We start from the raw sequence: 15,452 nt of genomic DNA, 5'->3' as shown, positions 1-15,452 counted from the left end.
GGCGGCTCACGCGGCGTCCGCTTGGCGCTTGCCGTCGCGGTCCTCATGGATGATGACGTCGAAGCCTTCGAAATGCGGGCCTGAGAGATACTGCACCTTGCTTTCGCCGGCGCGCGCATGGGCAGCGCGGAACTGCTCGGACTTCGTCCAGGCAACGAAATCCTCCTTGGTTGCCCATACGGTGTGGGATGCATAAAGCGTGTGATCTTCAGCCTTCGGCCCCTTGAGCATGTGGAACTCCACATAACCCGGAACCTCGGAAAGCCGGCCCTGGCGATTGCGCCACTGTGCTTCGAAGGCCTCCTCCGAACCTGGCACCACGCGGAAACGGTTCATGGCAATATACATCTGCTTCTTCCTTATGCTGGAGATGTGAAACCTAGGGATGGCCTGGCGCTATCGGTCGGGCAAAGGGACCTGCAAGCTCTGCACAGCGATGCCAGTATATCGGGAACTTTTGCGCACAACAGACGGCAACGGCCGGAAAAAAGAGCACCGCGACAGGCCCTGGAATAGCGAAATCCGAACCAAAAGATCATGCATCCTCCCAGCGCCAAATCCGCCGACCCCAACCTTCGGCCGCACGTAGCGGCGCCTCGCCGGGCACCGGAATTGCCACTGGTTTGAGCGGTTCCGTGCCGAGGCTTGTTGCGTTGATATTTAATCTTGTGTATTGAAGTCAAGTTAAATAATGGCATCGGGAAGACGCCCCGTTTTGCGCAGCCGGTGGTCCGGAAAGTCGCGGAAACGGTGGCGGAGCTGTGGACGCTGAAGACGATAGGATTTTGATATTATGAAGCTATTCCGTTTCCGCACGATCAGCGCGGCGCTCGCCCTCACGCTTGGCGGAGCCATGCTGGTATCCCCGTCATCGGCAAGCGCCGCCGATAGCTATCCGGATGCCAAGCGTATCGTTTCGCTCGGAGGAACGGTCACCGAAATCATCTACGCGCTTGGCGCCGGCGACCGGGTGATCGCCGTGGATACGACCAGCCTCTATCCGCCGGAAGCCACAGCAAAACCCAATGTCGGCTACATGCGCCAGCTTTCCGCCGAAGGCATTCTCGCCCAGCAGCCGGACCTGATCCTCGCGGAGGCAGGCGCCGGCCCGCCGGACACGATCTCCATTCTCAAGGCCAGTTCCGCGCCTGTCGTCACCATTCCGACACCGCCGACTGTCGAGGGCATCGCGCCGAAGATCCGCGCCGTCGGCGCAGTGCTGGGCAAGACCAAGGAAGCCGAAGCTCTGGCTTCGGATGTCGAGGCGCGGCTAGCTGCCCTTGAAAAGGACATCCAAGCCATTCCGGCGCCGAGGAAGAAGGTGTTGTTCGCGCTGTCCGTCGCCAATGGACGCATGATGGCGGCAGGCTCGGATACCGCGGCAAATGCGGTGATCGGGCTCGCGGGTGGCGAAAACGCGACCGCGGCCATGACGGGCTATAAGCCCGTCAACGACGAGGCCGTCATCGCAGCAGCACCAGAGGTGCTATTGGTCATGGAAAATGGTGGCGCGCGGGTGACGCAGGAGGAAGCTTTTGCCCTGCCGTCGCTGCAATCAAGCCCCGCCGCCGCAAACAAGGCGTTCATTGCCATGGACGGGCTCTATCTCCTCGGCCTCGGTCCCAGAACGCCGGAGGCGGCCCGCGATCTGGCGGCCAAGCTCTATCCGGATGCGATCAAGCCATGACGATGCCTGCGACTTCAGGCTTTCTGCGCCGACAGGCAGGCGACCGCGATGCAGTTGGCGCGGCCACGGTCATGGCGACCGCGGCCCTCATGGCCCTCGCCTGCCTCGTCTCGCTCGGCAGCGGGCCGACCGGCGTTGGGCTCGGCGATCTCTGGCAATATCTGTTCGCAGACCCGTCCGTACTGTCTCAGCAGGAACGCGTGGTTCTCGAAGCGGTGCGTTTGCCACGCACAGCGCTGGCAATGCTCGTCGGTGCCGGCCTTGGTGTTTCCGGCGCCCTGATGCAGGGCCTGTTTCGCAATCCGCTGGCGGACCCGGGCATTGTCGGCGTCACCTCGGGGGCGGCACTTGCGGCAGTCACCGCCATCGTTCTCGGCACCACCATATTGGCGCCCGTGCAGGCCTTCATGGGCAATCACTTCGTGTCCTTGATGGCCTTTGCCGGCGGCCTTTTGAACACCATCCTGCTCTATGCCATCGCCACCCGCCATGGTCGGACATCCACCATGGCGCTGATTCTCTCCGGCATTGCCATCGGGGCGATGAGCGCGGCCGCAACCGGGCTCCTGATCTTCGTGGCGGATGACCGGCAGTTGCGCGACATCACCTTCTGGAGCCTCGGCTCGCTGGGCGGCGCGACCTACACCAAGGTCGGCGCCACCCTGCCCTTCATCGTGGCCGTCCTCGCAGCCCTGCCGTTCCTGGCACGCGGCCTTGATGCCCTGGTGCTGGGCGATGCGGCGGCCTATCATATGGGGGTCGCCGTGCAGCGGGTGAAGCGCGTGACGATCCTGGCGGTCGCCGCCGCCTGTGGTGCCTCGGTCGCCGTCGCCGGCTCCATCGCATTTGTCGGCATCGTCGTCCCCCACTTGCTACGCCTCGCGATCGGCCCGACTCACCGCTTCCTGCTACCCGCCTCCGCTTTCGGTGGCGCGGCCCTGTTGTTGTTTGCCGACAGCATCGCCCGCGGCGTGGCGGCGCCGGCGGAACTGCCGATCGGCATCGTCACCGCAATTCTCGGAGCGCCCGTCTTTCTCAGCCTGCTTCTCGGCAAGAGCGGTCGCGCCGCCATGGACAATCTCTCATGATCAAAGCGACCGACATCGCCATCATCCGCGACGGCAGAACCCTCGTGGATGGAGCCTCGCTTGAACTGACGCCTGGCCGCTTCTGCGTGATCATCGGGCCGAACGGCGCCGGCAAGTCTACGTTTCTGAAGGTGCTCTCGGGTGAATTGAAGCCGGACAAGGGCACGGTGACCTATGCTGACCGGGATGTGACGCGCATGGCCCCTCGCGACCTCGCAGCCCTTCGCGCAGTGCTGCCGCAGTCCACGGCATTGGCATTCCCTTTCACTGCACTGGAAGTGGCAAGGATGGGCGCCGTCGCCTTCGGCAGCCTTGAACCATCAATTGCGGCCCGGCGCGCGCTCCACCGTGTCGATCTCGCCGGTTTCGAAGGCCGGTCCTATCACGGGCTCTCCGGCGGCGAGCAGCAGCGCGTTCAGTTTGCCCGTGTGCTGGCGCAACTGCCGGAGCCGGTTCAAGGCGGGATACCCCGCACCTTGTTCCTGGACGAACCGACCGCCAGCCTCGACATCGGCCACCAGATCGCCGTGCTGGACATTGCCCGCGATTTTGCGCGCGGCGGTGGTGCCGTTCTGGCGGTGCTGCACGACCTCAATCTCGCGGCGGAGTTCGCCGACCATCTGGTCATCATGCACCGGGGCAAAATCATTGCTGCAGGCTCGCCCGAAGATACCCTGACCGATGAGACCGTCTCGAATGTCTACGGGATCAGGGGAGCGGTTGGCCGCTTTCCGCCGCCGCGCATGCCCTTCGTGCTGCCGCAGTCGCGAATGGTGGGTGCCAGTTCTTAAGCCAGTTGCCGGCCTGGAGAGTTTTCCACAACAATCCACAGCCGGCATCTCAAATCCTACAGAACAAATCTAGACCTAATCCGCAACTTCAAGCGAACACCGTCATGCTTGGCGCAAATGTCAGGCTGAGCGCCGCATAGGCTGCGCGGCGACGTTGGTCCGTGGAGCGCCCTTCAAGGTGAAGCGCCGCATCAGCTCCACAAGGTTATCACCGGCGGCCATCAACGAGTGCGTGGCAGCGTCGATCTCTTCCATCAGCGCGGCGTTCTTCTGAGTGATCTGGTCCATGGAACCGACCGCGGAATTGATTTCGCCAATGCCCTGGGATTGCTCCTGCGCCGATTGGGCGATCGCATTGATCAGGGTCTCGATGGAGGCGATCTGCGAGCCGATGGTGGTAAGCGCGTCCCCGGCCCGGTTGACCAGGGCGACGCCGTTGGTGACGTCCGTCGACGACTTGTGGATCAACTGCCGGATTTCCTTCGCGGCGGTCGCGGATCGCTGAGCCAGTTCCCGGACCTCCTGTGCGACGACGGCAAAGCCGCGTCCCGCCTCGCCCGCGCGCGCGGCCTCGACACCGGCATTGAGTGCCAGCAGGTTGGTCTGGAACGAAATCTCGTCGATCACCCCGATGATCTGCGTGATCCTCTGGGACGAGCTTTCGATCTCGCCCATCGCGGCCACCGCATCACCGACAACGGTTACCGAACGTTCGGCTTCCGCCGTGGTCTGGCGCACGATTTCGCGGGCCTCATTGGTCCGCTCCCGCGATTGCTGCGAGATGGTGCTGATCTGCTCGATGGCGGCGGCGGTCTCCTCCAGGGCTGAAGCCTGCTGTTCCGCCCGGCGTGCCATATCTGAGGTGGCGCTGGAAAGATGCTGGGAATTGCTGGCCGTGTCGTTTGCGGCCTGTGCCACCGCAGTAAAGGTCTCGCCAAGATTGCTCACAGTGCGGTTGAAGTTCTGCTTCAGCTCGGCAAAGTCCTGGGCAAGCGACGCCTGGATGTCGCTGGAGAGGTCGCCGCGTGACAGCTTCTCGAGCGCCTGGTCGAGGGCGGCCAGGGCCTGATCCTGCTCGGCCTTCTGCTGTGCGGCGGCCTTGGTCACGGCCTCCCGCTGCTCGGCCAGCGTCTCAAGATAAACCGAAATGCCATGGTCCATATCGATCATCGCCGCCTTCATGACGGCCGTGATGTCGTCGGCGAGCTTCTCCCCGTTCACCCGCGAGAAACGGCTCGACGTCGCCTGCTTGACGATGGAGCGCATGATCCCCTCGATGATCAGCGTGTAGCCGCCGATATACCAGCGGGGTTCCAGCCCCAGCCGGGCATGGGTCTCGCCGATCCGGATGACGGCATCAACATAGGCCTTGTCGAACTTGCCGCTCGCGAGCGTCTTCCAATGGCGGACCTGCATCTCCTTCGCGTGCCGCATATGGCCTTCATTGGCGAAGTGCTTCTTCGTTTCCGGCTCCTTGGCGGCACGCTCGTAGAAGATGTCCAAGGCCGGGCCGATGCTCTCGGCGATCGTCTGCTGCAGGGCCGCCAGCGACTTCCGCTGCGCGTCCTCCAGACCGACAAATTTAAGGCGATCATTGATGGCAGCGGCAGCTTTGGAAGAAATCGACATGGAAACAGACCCAGCTAATATTAAGGTTTCTTCATCACCGATGCGTGCAGATGAATTGTCTAAAATACGCGCAGTTAATGCTTAATATTTTGAGTACAACTCATATAACAAAAAACAATTTTTTAGTCATGCTGAGGATTTGACTGACAATCCCTGCGCGACCGGCAACAAGGCTGGCGTCTCTTGCTGCAACCTCGGCGTTTGGTACTCGCTGGCCTGCCAGCACGAACAATTGACGCGACCGGCCAAACGGCAATGTCTGGTTAACCTTTATTTTCTATTCAGATGTGGTGTGCCGTTTTTTGTCCATCAGTGAGTATCCCAGGTGCCCATGCGTCCTCCCCGCTCAAATTTCGTGACATCTGTCAACCACATAGCGGATAACGGAGGCGCCGGACGAGAGGCGGTTTCACAGCCGCGCAACCCTGCTCCGGCACGGGCCACCCCGCCGTCCTACGCGAGCGATGGTCCTGGCGCCGATGAAATGGCCGCAAGCCAGATCGAGGGTAGGAGCGACATGCCCGTGTGGCAGAACGCCTTCGTGCTTGGACCAAACGTGCGCTTCACCCGAACGCCCGAGGCCGCGTTGTCGAAGCGCCCTGGCCCTGAAACCACCGCTCCGCAGCCCGCCGCACCGCATGCCGGCCTGACGGCCAACGCGCCGGAAGTTGCCATTCATGTTCCCGCACCGGTTGCAGCGCCCACACCGCCGATGGTCTATGTGCCGCGCCCCGAACCACGTATCGCCAAGCCGCTTGTCCTCCCCCAGCCGGAAGACGCCAAGGGCGCGCGCGCCCTCACCTACCGCCTGCGTCGCGAACTGGCCCGACAGCAGCAAGCGGCAGAAATGGCGGCCAACCCCGAACTTGCATCAGGCGCCGAACCCGCCGCCGAGATGACGCCGGACGCGGTTGCGCCTATCCCGGCCACCGAAGTTCAGCCGGTCGTATTTGCGACAGAGCCCGTCGATGTGCCGCGCCCATCCTTCATGCCAAGCGCCGCCGCTTTCCTGTCCGACCATGCCTTCTGGGAAACCATGGGCCTGGACTTGGATGCCGTGCCACCGTCGGTCGCGGCTCCGGTCAACACTGACGTCGCTTCCGCACCGACCGTGGCGATTGCCGCCCCGCATGTGGTGCTCGCCCCGCTTCCACCGATCGGTCAATCCGCTTTCGAGGAAGCTGGCCTGTCGGTCGTTGCCTTCTACCGCCAGGTGATCGCCCGGAACCTGGCATCCCCGCCGCAGCTAGAAGCTCCTGCACCAACCGCTGCCGTGGAACCGGCGACGCTGCCCCAGACAATCGACACGGCACCTATCGCAGCACCTCTGGTCGCAAATCCCGTGGCGCCCGCTCCTGCCGCGGTCATAGCTCCCGTTCGATCCGCCTTGCGCAATGCGCCTGTCTTCCATGAGGCCCCTGCCCTATCGGAAGGCGAATACCAGCATCCGCCCGTCGACCTTTTGCAGAAGCCGCAGGTCCAGCAGACCACCATCATAACACCGGAGGCTCTGGAGCAGAGCGCCGGCCTCCTGGAAAGCGTGCTGGAGGATTTCGGCATCAAGGGCGAGATGATCGATGTCCGCCCGGGTCCGGTCGTGACGCTCTATGAGTTTGAGCCCGCCCCCGGCGTCAAGTCGTCCCGCGTCATCGGTCTGTCCGATGATATCGCCCGGTCCATGTCCGCCCTGTCGGCACGCGTGGCGGTCATCCCCGGCCGCAACGTCATCGGCATCGAATTGCCGAACCCGGTGCGCGAGACCGTCTATCTGCGCGAACTGATCGAATCGCAGGATTATGCCGAAACCCGCTTCAAGCTGCCGGTCTGCCTGGGCAAGACCATCGGCGGCGAAGCCGTGATCGCCGAACTGGCTAAGATGCCCCACCTGCTCGTGGCCGGCACCACCGGTTCCGGCAAGTCGGTCGCGATCAACACCATGATCCTGTCGCTGCTCTACCGGTTCCGCCCGGATGAATGCCGCCTCATCATGGTCGATCCCAAGATGCTGGAACTTTCGGTCTATGATGGCATCCCGCATCTGCTGACCCCCGTCGTGACCGATCCCAAGAAGGCCGTGATGGCGCTGAAATGGGCGGTGCGCGAGATGGAAGACCGCTACCGCAAGATGAGCCGCCTCGGCGTGCGCAATATCGATGGCTACAACGCCCGCGCCGCCACCGCCCGCGCCAAGGGTGAGACCATCCTCTGCAGCGTCCAGACGGGTTTCGACCGTTCGTCGGGTGAGCCGATCTTCGAACAGGAAGAGATGGACCTGACACCGATGCCCTATATCGTCGTCATCGTCGACGAGATGGCCGACCTGATGATGGTCGCCGGCAAGGAGATCGAAGGCGCGATCCAGCGGCTCGCCCAGATGGCTCGCGCTGCCGGCATCCACATCATCATGGCGACCCAGCGCCCCTCGGTGGATGTCATCACCGGCACGATCAAGGCGAACTTCCCCACCCGCGTCTCCTTCCAGGTGACCTCAAAGATCGACAGCCGCACCATCCTGGGCGAACCTGGTGCCGAGCACCTGCTGGGCCAGGGCGACATGCTGCACATGATCGGCGGCGGGCGGATCGCCCGCGTCCACGGACCCTTCGTCTCGGACGAAGAGGTTGAAAAGGTGGTGGCGCATCTCAAGACGCAGGGCCGGCCGGAGTATCTCGGCACCGTTACGGAAGATGCCGACGAAGCGGCGGAAGAGGTTGCCGAAGAGGACACCGCCGTTTTCGACAAGACCGCCATGGGCGACGAGGATGCGAGCGACCTTTACGAAAAGGCCGTCAAGGTGGTGATGCGCGACAAGAAGTGCTCCACCTCCTACATCCAGCGGCGCCTCTCGATCGGCTACAACAAGGCCGCGTCCCTGGTCGAGCGCATGGAGCAGGAAGGCCTGGTCGGCCCCGCCAACCACGTCGGCAAACGCGCCATCATCGCCGGCAGCCGCGATATGCATGACGTGTCACCGATCGATCGCGATGATTGATGGTAGCGAATAAAAACGTCAGTTGACGACCGACAAGCGGGTGCCGGCAAGCAAGCCGGCACCCGGGTGCGTGTGGTGGCCGCAACGGACATTCTGCCAATCCTCCGGCGGGCAAAGGGGCCAACTGTCAGCGAGATTTCCGCAAGGCTGTGACGGATGAACGATCCCGATCTTCACACCGAGCCGCTTCTGCGTGAAAAGCTCTACCTCGTCGGCCCGATCGGGAGTGGGATTTCCCCAGAACATCCGGTGGACCTCGACAGCGTTGCTGACAAACCGCTGATCCTCACACCGCGTCCCGATTGTTTGAGGACGCTTATCGAGATGGACTCGCCCGTATCGGTCGTCGCGCCAGGATCGCGGTTGAGACCGAGTATGCCCCCATGGACGATCTTATCCAACGTAATGTCGGGTTTCCCATTCTTCCCTTCTGCGGAATGATCAACACGCCATTGGCGAAGTTTGCCTGGGCGCCTATTCCAGTCCACCGGCCACATATCCGATCTATGGCGTCATAGTGGGAAGCCCATCCGGTGAACCATTTTGATCCACAGCTTGCGCCAGCCGCCCTTCTGGTCGACTTCATCGAGCGCATACATGGTGAGCTTGGCCCCGATCCAGCGGAAGGGTTCAGGCGGGATCCAGTTCGGCAGCGTCCGGGCAAAATCCAGGTTGAGGTCCGGCCCCGTCTTCCCATCGAGTATATCCAGTCCGATATTTGCGCCGAAACGGGTAGTGGTCACACCGAAACCGGAATAGCCACCCGCATAGATGCCCTTTCCGCCGTAGTAGCGCTGGAAATGCACAGCAAGGCGCATGGTCAGATCAATCGGACCGGACCAGGCGTGGGTGAACTTCACGTCATGAAGCTGCGGGAAGGTATTGAAGAAATAGCCGGCCAGCCGCTCATAGGTTTCGATTTGACGATCCTGGACCGGATCCGTGTTGTTGTTGAAGAAGTAGCCGACACGACCGCCAAAGATGATGCGGTTGTCCGAGGTCAGGCGTGTGTAATTCAGCTGCGTCCGCGTGTCGTAGACCCCTTGTCTGTTCTTCCAGCCAAGCCGCGCAAGCTGCTCTTCGGTCAGAGGCTCGGTCGCGATCACCCGATCACGAACGGCGACGATGCGGCTCTTGATCTTCTTGTGACCCGCATTCCAGGCATTGGTGGCAAACAGCATCTTGGGTGCCTTGACCCGACCATCATGCGTGGTGATCGTCAGCGTCGAGCCATTGTCCTCGACGCCGGTCATCGGCGTGTGTTCGTAGATGCGCACGCCGAGGCTCAAGGCGACGCGCTTCAGGCCCCAGGCCAGCTTGGCCGGATGCACGATACCGCTGCGCTCGCGCGACCACATGGCACCCTCGAAGATCGGCGACGCCAGTTCGGCCTGTGCCTGTTCGCGATCAAGAAGCACAACGTTATGGCCATGTCGCTTGGCGAGTTCATACTCGTCCTGCAGTTCCTGGAGATGCGAATTGGCAACGGCCACGGTCATCTCGCCCGTCCATTCCAGGTTGGCATCGATTTTATGATCATCGATCGTCTTCTGCCATCCATCCAGATTGGCCTTACCAAGGCGCTCCAGCGCTGCAAGATCATTCGGGAAGATCCGATTGGCGTTGTAGAGACCATGCATCACCGAGGTCGACACGACACCGCCTGGCCGACCTGACGCACCATGGCCAACCTTGCCGGCCTCGATGATGACCACGTCGCGACCCGGATTTTCCTGCTTCGCCAAGATGGCGGCCCAAAGGCCGGTGAAACCACCCCCGACAATCACCAGATCAGCATCGGTTGGACCGACCAAGTGCATTTCCGACTCCGGCGCCAGCTTGTTGTCCAGCCAGAAGGGCTAGAGCGTGGCATCGGCCAGGGCTCTGCGGATACTAACCATTTTGCTCTACTCCGTGTAATTGCGGAAGATAGCCCGCTTCTTTGTGTCTGGGGCGATGGGAAATTGATCTTGCAGGTCGGCATGGCAGAACATAGCCAACCAGGCGTCTCGATTTCAGAGGTCCGCTTCCCACAATTCGATGTAGACGTGATCCTGATCGTCGGCCTCTGCGAGGGCCGTGCCAAAATAGGAGGCTTTGCCTAGAACCGAATGCCGTCCCTCGGGCACCTCAAGGGTTGCACGGGTGTGGCCATGATAACTGCCGTCCCCCTGTCAGATCATTCGGCCTATATTGCTCACCATGACCGGTGTCCCGTCGTTAAGTTCCAGCATGTATTCGCTTCGATCGCATAGGAGCCATCGGGAAGAGCGATGGCAAAATCTGCGCCACCGGGTACGATTCGGCCCGACCACCCTCCGCCGAGCACTTCGCCGCCGATGATGGGGAAATAGGCTCTGCTGCGGCCCTCGGTAGTCATGAATTCCATGGCCTGCCCGATATCGGCACGGATGACGCAGGCCTTGCGCAAGACCGGCGCCGGGAGTGTTCGACCCGCACCGAGGCTCATCATGTCAAAGGTCAGACTTTCACGCTTCATGGGTAATGCGTCCATTGCAGACCGTCATGACGATACCGAGCGATCCGATCTCTTGAACCGGGGTCGCCTCGATATCACCGGCCAAAACCACGATGTCCGCCAGCATCCCGGCCGCCAGTCGCCCGGTCTTCTCCTCCATATGGCCCGCAAAGGCGCCGTTGCAGGTGAACGCTTCGAGCACCAGATGGAGCGGCAGGCGCTGATCCGGCAGGCCCGGAAGATGCGGCTTGCGTGTGAGCGCGGTCTGGATACCGAGCAGAGGATCGATTGGCACGATCGGCCAGTCCGACGAGAAGGCGACCACTGCACCGGATTCCGCCAGTGCGAGCCAGGCATAGGCGGTCTGAGCACGTTCGGCTCCAATGCTCCGTGTCGTCGGGTTTTCCCCGTTCGGCGCATGCAGCGGCTGGAACGAAGCAATCACGCCGAGCTCGGCAAAGCGGGCGATATCGGCGGGATCGATCATCTCGATGTGCTCGATACGGTGACGGCTGTCGCGCACACCGTTGGTATCGCGCGCCGCCTGATAGCCGTCCAGCGCTATTCGGACAGCCGCATCGCCGATCGCATGCACCGTGATCTGTAGACCCCGCCTGTCGACCTCGATCGCTGCTTCCTTGAAGCTCTCCAGGTCGAAAATGGGATCACCTCGCAAGCCGGGACGATCGGCATACTCAGCGACCATCGCGGCAGTGCCGCTTTCGATCACACCGTCGAGGAAGATTTTCACGCGACCGCAACGCAGTGTATCGCCGACAAAGTCGCGGGTCATGGCCGACGCGCGATCAAGTTCACTAAGCGGCATTTCGCGTGTCAGGTGGAACGGCACCGACGTGCGGGCGAGCAGCCCGCCTTCCCGCTCCACATCGCGCAACAATTCGAGAAGATGACGGTTGCCGTCCATGTTGTGGATTGACGTGATCCCCTTCGAGGCAACAAACTGCATGCCGGCCTTGAGAATTTCGACATCCTCGCGCCACTCGGCCTCCGTCGGTGGTTGCGGTGGCTCGATCCCGGACATGCCGAGCATTTCTCGCCCACCTGATGTGCGAAGCTCAAGGACGGGAAGAAGGGCAAACTTTTCGCGCAACTCGCCGGTTGCCAGCCCGTCGTCCCCCATCACCACTTCATTGCCAACCGGCAGATCGCGTCCGTCGAGCAGTCCTGCAGCCTTCAGAGCGGCGGTATTGGCGAAAAGCGTATGGAAATCATAAGCCACGACGGCGAGCGGCCGATCCGGGCACATGGCATCTAGCGCGTGTCGATCCAGTCGCACTCCCGCACCCAGGATTTCATAATCTGCCCCTTGAGCAAAGAGCAGCCCCTCGTTCGGGCGCGCTACCGCAAATGCTTCCACGGCTCGCTTCATCGCGTCAAAACCTTTGACATCGGCGAGCTGCAAAAGGGTCTGGCCATAGGCGCCCGAGAAGATATGCAGGTGGCTTTCGACAAAACCAGGCATCACCGTTGCACCAGCGGCGTCGATTACCCTGGTCCCCGACCCGATATGGTCGCGAATTTCGTCCTCTTCGCCCACCGCCAAGATACTGTTGCCGGCGACGGCGAGGGCCGATGCCCGTGGCCGAGCTGCGTCCATTGTCAGGACCCGGGCGTTGATGAAGACAAGGGAAGCCGTCATGCGCACTTTCCTTTGCGTTGGGGCGCCTTGGCGCAGCTTTCGTCAAACAGCATGTCCACGAGCGGCAGCATGCGCTCGCGCAACATGACCTCGTGAGCGGCGAGGCTCTGCTCTTCATGCGTGATGAAACTGAGGAAACAGGGCATCCAGACGTCCTGAAAGAGTCGCGCCATGAAAGGCGCAGAGACAACCTGTCCGTGCCGCAGCCGGAGCTCCAGACTGTCGATGAATTCGGCAACGACATCGACCAACGCGTCGGAGATACCCTGATACTGCAGCGCGAGTTCCGTTGTCGGATGGCGGATCACTGCAGACTCCGCATAACGCCATAGACGCTTGTCAGCGATCTCCAGCGTCCGGCGAGACACACGGACGTAAAGCTCGACCATCAGCGTGCCGAGATCGGCGCCCTCACGCCAATGCTGATCGCGGTCCTGCTCCCTCGCGTCGCTGGTGCCATCGCTGATCAATGCGATCAGAACACCGTCCTTGGACCCGAAATAGTTGAACACCGTCGGGATGGATATGCCTGCAGCGGCTGCGATGTCTGCCATGCTGGTCTGATCAATTCCCTGCCGGGCGAAAAGTATGGCCGCCGCCGCGATGATCTCGTCGCGCCGCTTCGCCTTCTTGCGACTACGCAAGCCAAGCTCGCCGACGCTTGCAATGCTGGACAGACCGGCCATGAGTTACTCACCATTAAAAATTTGCGTCGATAAAAAATTTTATCGACTAAAGTAATTTTGTCAATTCCATATCGACAGGCTTTTGGGAATGAGAGGCACATGCTCGACATCAGTGAGTTATCCAAGCGGTTCGGCCATGGCAAAGGAACAGTCACCGCCCTGCACGAGGTGAACTTCTCCATCGCCGAGGGAGAGTTCTTCACACTTCTGGGGCCTTCGGGATGCGGCAAGACCACGCTCTTGCGGCTCATTGCCGGCTTCAGCAGCCCGAGCAACGGCGCCCTGATCCTTGACGGCAAAGACATTGCCCATATGCCACCCAACCGGCGTCCCGTTAACACGCTCTTCCAGAACTACGCCCTCTTCCCTCACATGACGGTTGCTCAGAACGTGGCCTTAGCCCTGGAGGCGCTGGGCCGCTCGCGCGGCGAGATCGAGCCGGCGGTCGATGCCATGCTGAAACTGGTGCAGCTTTCACACGTCAAACATAGGAAAAGCATCGAGCTTTCCGGAGGGCAACAGCAGCGCGTGGCGCTCGCAAGGGCCCTCGTCGCAAAGCCTCGCATACTGCTCCTCGACGAGCCTTTGTCGGCGCTCGACATGAAGCTGCGCAAGGAAATGCAGACCGAACTGAAGCGCCTGCAGCGCGAGACGGGCCTGACCTTCATCTTCGTCACCCACGATCAGGAAGAGGCGCTGACAATGTCCGACCGCATCGCTGTCATGAGCGGCGGGCGCGTCCAGGAGATCGCAAGCCCGGTCGAGCTTTACAAGAACCCGGCCAATCGCTTCGTCGCCTCCTTTATCGGGGAATCGAACTTCCTGAGGGCACGAGGAGCCGCCGGTGTCGTAGAAGTCGGGGCAGGCAAGATCTCGTTCGCCGGCACAGGCGACGGTCCGCTGACACTCATGATCCGCCCGGAGCATGTCATGCTTGGTGAGCATCGTCACGACGCCATGAACCTGAAGGGCACCGTTACGCAGGTGGTCTTCCTCGGCACCGATAGCCACGTGCATATCGCCCTGCCCGATGGCTCGCCGCTCGTTGCTCGCGTGCAGAATGCACTGCACGGAGCGCGTAGCTTCACTGAGGGAGAGACGATCGCCATCGCACTTCCGGCACAGGCGCTGAAGATCATCGCCGAGACGGAGGCTGCGGCATGACTGTCTCGGAACCGTCCCGCCGCTGGATCTTGCTGCTGCCGGCGATCCTGACGATCATGCTTTTCTCCATCCTGCCGCTCGGCATCGTTCTCGTTTATTCCTTCCTCACGCCTGGCGACTTCGGCAACGTCAAATGGATCTTCTCGACCGACGGATGGTTTTCGGTCCTCTTCGAACGGGACATATTCGATGACACCGTGACGGTCTCACAGGCCAATCTCGTGATTCTCGGCCGGTCCGTAGGTCTCTCCCTTGCGACCACGCTCATCACTTTGATCTTCGGCCTGCCAACCGCCTGGTTCATCGCGACACGGCCTGCATCGCAGCGAGGTTTCTGGCTCTTCCTGATCACCATACCGTTTTGGACAAACCTTCTGGTCCGCACCATCGCCGTCCAGGAAATGATCCGCTCAGAGGGCGTTCTGAACCGGATCCTGATGGCGCTCGGACTGATCCAGGAACCCCTGCAACTGATGTTCACCAATTTTGCGGTGCTGCTCGGAATGGCTTATGTCTTCCTGCCGCTGATGGTGCTGCCGGTCTATGCCGCGGTCGAGAAGTTCGACTTCACGCTTGCCGAAGCAAGCTATGACCTCTACGCCTCGCGCTTCTACTGCCTGCGACGGGTCATCCTGCCCCTGGTACGCCCGGGCATCATCGCTGGTTCGATCCTCGTCTTCGTGCCCGCGCTCGGCGCCTACGTCACCCCGCGCATCATGGGGGGCGGCAAGTCCATGATGCTGGGCAACCTGATCGAGATGCAGTTCGGCCAGGGCAGAAACTGGCCGCTCGGCGCGGCACTCGCCATCGCCCTCACGATCCTCGTGATGCTGGCACTCGTCTGGTACACCCGCATCACCTCCGAAAAGACGGAGGCCAACCATGGCTGAGGGCACGTTCAACGTCAAACGGCTGCCGGGTGCGTCAACGCTTGCCATCACCTGTTTCGTCATTCTCTACGTGCCGATGGGCATCCTCGTCGCCTACTCCTTCAACTCCGGAAGGTGTCAATCGGCGTGCAAACTTGGCTCTGACGCAATCTCGATGACATCAGGGCGCTCCCACAATACGTGCTTCGAGCAGATCCAGCTGTCCGCGGCCGTACATCTGCCGCTTGATGAGTTTGAGCTTGGTGATCTGACCCTCAGTCTGGCCGTTCGACCACATCAAAGTCATTGCATTCTGAACCGCTGCCCGGTCGCGGATGACTCCGTTGGCGAATGACGCGACCAGGCTTCTTGCTGCGCGGTCGATCCAAGCTTCCAGATTGTCTTTA

General features: G+C 61.5%; 14 protein-coding genes. 7 read left to right on the top strand and 7 right to left on the bottom strand.

The features are described 5' to 3' along the window. Window positions 1–6 precede the first annotated feature (6 nt). On the bottom strand, window positions 7–348 hold the full coding sequence (locus B9A97_RS10530; RefSeq protein ID WP_084365293.1) for an antibiotic biosynthesis monooxygenase family protein: 342 nt from the start codon (window positions 346–348) through the stop codon (window positions 7–9). 505 nt (window positions 349–853) lie between these two features. Between B9A97_RS10530 and B9A97_RS10525 the strand changes: the two genes are divergently transcribed. From B9A97_RS10525 to B9A97_RS10515, 3 genes are read left to right on the top strand one after another with little or no spacing between them, the layout of a single operon-like run. Continuing rightward, window positions 854–1,687 carry a heme/hemin ABC transporter substrate-binding protein gene (locus B9A97_RS10525; RefSeq protein ID WP_244564191.1) on the top strand — a complete coding sequence of 278 codons (834 nt, stop codon included), beginning with the start codon at window positions 854–856 and terminating at the stop codon, window positions 1,685–1,687. Beyond that, window positions 1,684–2,775, top strand: a complete 1,092-nt coding sequence (locus B9A97_RS10520; RefSeq protein WP_084365291.1) for a FecCD family ABC transporter permease — start codon at window positions 1,684–1,686, stop codon at window positions 2,773–2,775. Before B9A97_RS10525 ends, B9A97_RS10520 begins: the two co-directional genes overlap by 4 nt. Further along, on the top strand, window positions 2,772–3,566 hold the full coding sequence (locus B9A97_RS10515) for a heme ABC transporter ATP-binding protein (RefSeq protein WP_084365290.1): 795 nt from the start codon (window positions 2,772–2,774) through the stop codon (window positions 3,564–3,566). Before B9A97_RS10520 ends, B9A97_RS10515 begins: the two co-directional genes overlap by 4 nt. Before the next feature lie 120 nt (window positions 3,567–3,686). Here the strand turns inward: B9A97_RS10515 and B9A97_RS10510 are convergent, their stop codons facing one another. Further along, entirely contained in the window at window positions 3,687–5,195 is a 1,509-nt protein-coding gene (locus B9A97_RS10510; protein WP_084365289.1) for a methyl-accepting chemotaxis protein, read from the bottom strand. 484 nt (window positions 5,196–5,679) lie between these two features. Between B9A97_RS10510 and B9A97_RS10505 the strand changes: the two genes are divergently transcribed. Both B9A97_RS10505 and B9A97_RS29355 read left to right on the top strand, forming a co-directional pair. Beyond that, window positions 5,680–8,187: a DNA translocase FtsK gene (locus B9A97_RS10505; protein ID WP_244564177.1), complete on the top strand. Its 2,508-nt coding sequence runs from the start codon at window positions 5,680–5,682 to the stop codon at window positions 8,185–8,187. Window positions 8,188–8,343: 156 nt separating this feature from the next. Then, window positions 8,344–8,628: a type 2 periplasmic-binding domain-containing protein gene (locus B9A97_RS29355; protein ID WP_143530407.1), complete on the top strand. Its 285-nt coding sequence runs from the start codon at window positions 8,344–8,346 to the stop codon at window positions 8,626–8,628. A 71-nt stretch (window positions 8,629–8,699) separates the two neighbouring features. On the opposite strand, the gene B9A97_RS10500 is transcribed toward B9A97_RS29355, so the two are convergent. From B9A97_RS10500 to B9A97_RS10485, 4 genes are all read right to left on the bottom strand, one after another. Next, window positions 8,700–10,007, bottom strand: coding sequence for an NAD(P)/FAD-dependent oxidoreductase (locus B9A97_RS10500; protein WP_143530406.1), 1,308 nt, complete (start codon window positions 10,005–10,007; stop codon window positions 8,700–8,702). 377 nt (window positions 10,008–10,384) lie between these two features. Beyond that, window positions 10,385–10,687: a DUF3237 family protein gene (locus B9A97_RS10495; protein ID WP_179145265.1), complete on the bottom strand. Its 303-nt coding sequence runs from the start codon at window positions 10,685–10,687 to the stop codon at window positions 10,385–10,387. After that, entirely contained in the window at window positions 10,677–12,326 is a 1,650-nt protein-coding gene (locus tag B9A97_RS10490) for an amidohydrolase (RefSeq protein ID WP_084365286.1), read from the bottom strand. Before B9A97_RS10490 ends, B9A97_RS10495 begins: the two co-directional genes overlap by 11 nt. Continuing rightward, window positions 12,323–13,012 carry a TetR/AcrR family transcriptional regulator gene (locus B9A97_RS10485; protein ID WP_084365285.1) on the bottom strand — a complete coding sequence of 230 codons (690 nt, stop codon included), beginning with the start codon at window positions 13,010–13,012 and terminating at the stop codon, window positions 12,323–12,325. Before B9A97_RS10485 ends, B9A97_RS10490 begins: the two co-directional genes overlap by 4 nt. Window positions 13,013–13,111: 99 nt before the next feature. Between B9A97_RS10485 and B9A97_RS10480 the strand changes: the two genes are divergently transcribed. Together B9A97_RS10480 and B9A97_RS10475 are read left to right on the top strand one after the other, a co-directional pair. Beyond that, complete coding sequence (locus B9A97_RS10480) at window positions 13,112–14,176, top strand: ABC transporter ATP-binding protein (protein WP_084365284.1); 1,065 nt, start codon at window positions 13,112–13,114, stop codon at window positions 14,174–14,176. Then, on the top strand, window positions 14,173–15,066 hold the full coding sequence (locus tag B9A97_RS10475; protein WP_084365283.1) for an ABC transporter permease: 894 nt from the start codon (window positions 14,173–14,175) through the stop codon (window positions 15,064–15,066). Before B9A97_RS10480 ends, B9A97_RS10475 begins: the two co-directional genes overlap by 4 nt. A gap of 160 nt (window positions 15,067–15,226) precedes the next feature. Here the strand turns inward: B9A97_RS10475 and B9A97_RS10470 are convergent. Further along, a partial coding sequence (locus tag B9A97_RS10470) for a transposase (RefSeq protein WP_143530405.1) occupies window positions 15,227–15,452 on the bottom strand: 226 nt, incomplete at its 5' end.

It is taken from the genome of Rhizobium sp. RU36D (genome assembly GCF_900176345.1).
GTDB lineage: Bacteria > Pseudomonadota > Alphaproteobacteria > Rhizobiales > Rhizobiaceae > Allorhizobium.
This window is presented reverse-complemented; position numbering and strand designations above follow the sequence as displayed.

Excerpts from the sequence above, each read along its gene's own strand:
- B9A97_RS10530 (WP_084365293.1), bottom strand. The coding sequence starts at position 348 with ATGTATATTGCCATGAACCGTTTCCGCGTGGTGCCAGGTTCGGAGGAG.
- B9A97_RS10525 (WP_244564191.1), top strand. The coding sequence starts at position 854 with ATGCTGGTATCCCCGTCATCGGCAAGCGCCGCCGATAGCTATCCGGAT.
- B9A97_RS10520 (WP_084365291.1), top strand. The coding sequence starts at position 1,684 with ATGACGATGCCTGCGACTTCAGGCTTTCTGCGCCGACAGGCAGGCGAC.
- B9A97_RS10515 (WP_084365290.1), top strand. The coding sequence starts at position 2,772 with ATGATCAAAGCGACCGACATCGCCATCATCCGCGACGGCAGAACCCTC.
- B9A97_RS10510 (WP_084365289.1), bottom strand. The coding sequence starts at position 5,195 with ATGTCGATTTCTTCCAAAGCTGCCGCTGCCATCAATGATCGCCTTAAA.
- B9A97_RS10505 (WP_244564177.1), top strand. The coding sequence starts at position 5,680 with ATGGCCGCAAGCCAGATCGAGGGTAGGAGCGACATGCCCGTGTGGCAG.
- B9A97_RS29355 (WP_143530407.1), top strand. The coding sequence starts at position 8,344 with ATGAACGATCCCGATCTTCACACCGAGCCGCTTCTGCGTGAAAAGCTC.
- B9A97_RS10500 (WP_143530406.1), bottom strand. The coding sequence starts at position 10,007 with ATGCACTTGGTCGGTCCAACCGATGCTGATCTGGTGATTGTCGGGGGT.
- B9A97_RS10495 (WP_179145265.1), bottom strand. The coding sequence starts at position 10,687 with ATGAAGCGTGAAAGTCTGACCTTTGACATGATGAGCCTCGGTGCGGGT.
- B9A97_RS10490 (WP_084365286.1), bottom strand. The coding sequence starts at position 12,326 with ATGACGGCTTCCCTTGTCTTCATCAACGCCCGGGTCCTGACAATGGAC.
- B9A97_RS10485 (WP_084365285.1), bottom strand. The coding sequence starts at position 13,012 with ATGGCCGGTCTGTCCAGCATTGCAAGCGTCGGCGAGCTTGGCTTGCGT.
- B9A97_RS10480 (WP_084365284.1), top strand. The coding sequence starts at position 13,112 with ATGCTCGACATCAGTGAGTTATCCAAGCGGTTCGGCCATGGCAAAGGA.
- B9A97_RS10475 (WP_084365283.1), top strand. The coding sequence starts at position 14,173 with ATGACTGTCTCGGAACCGTCCCGCCGCTGGATCTTGCTGCTGCCGGCG.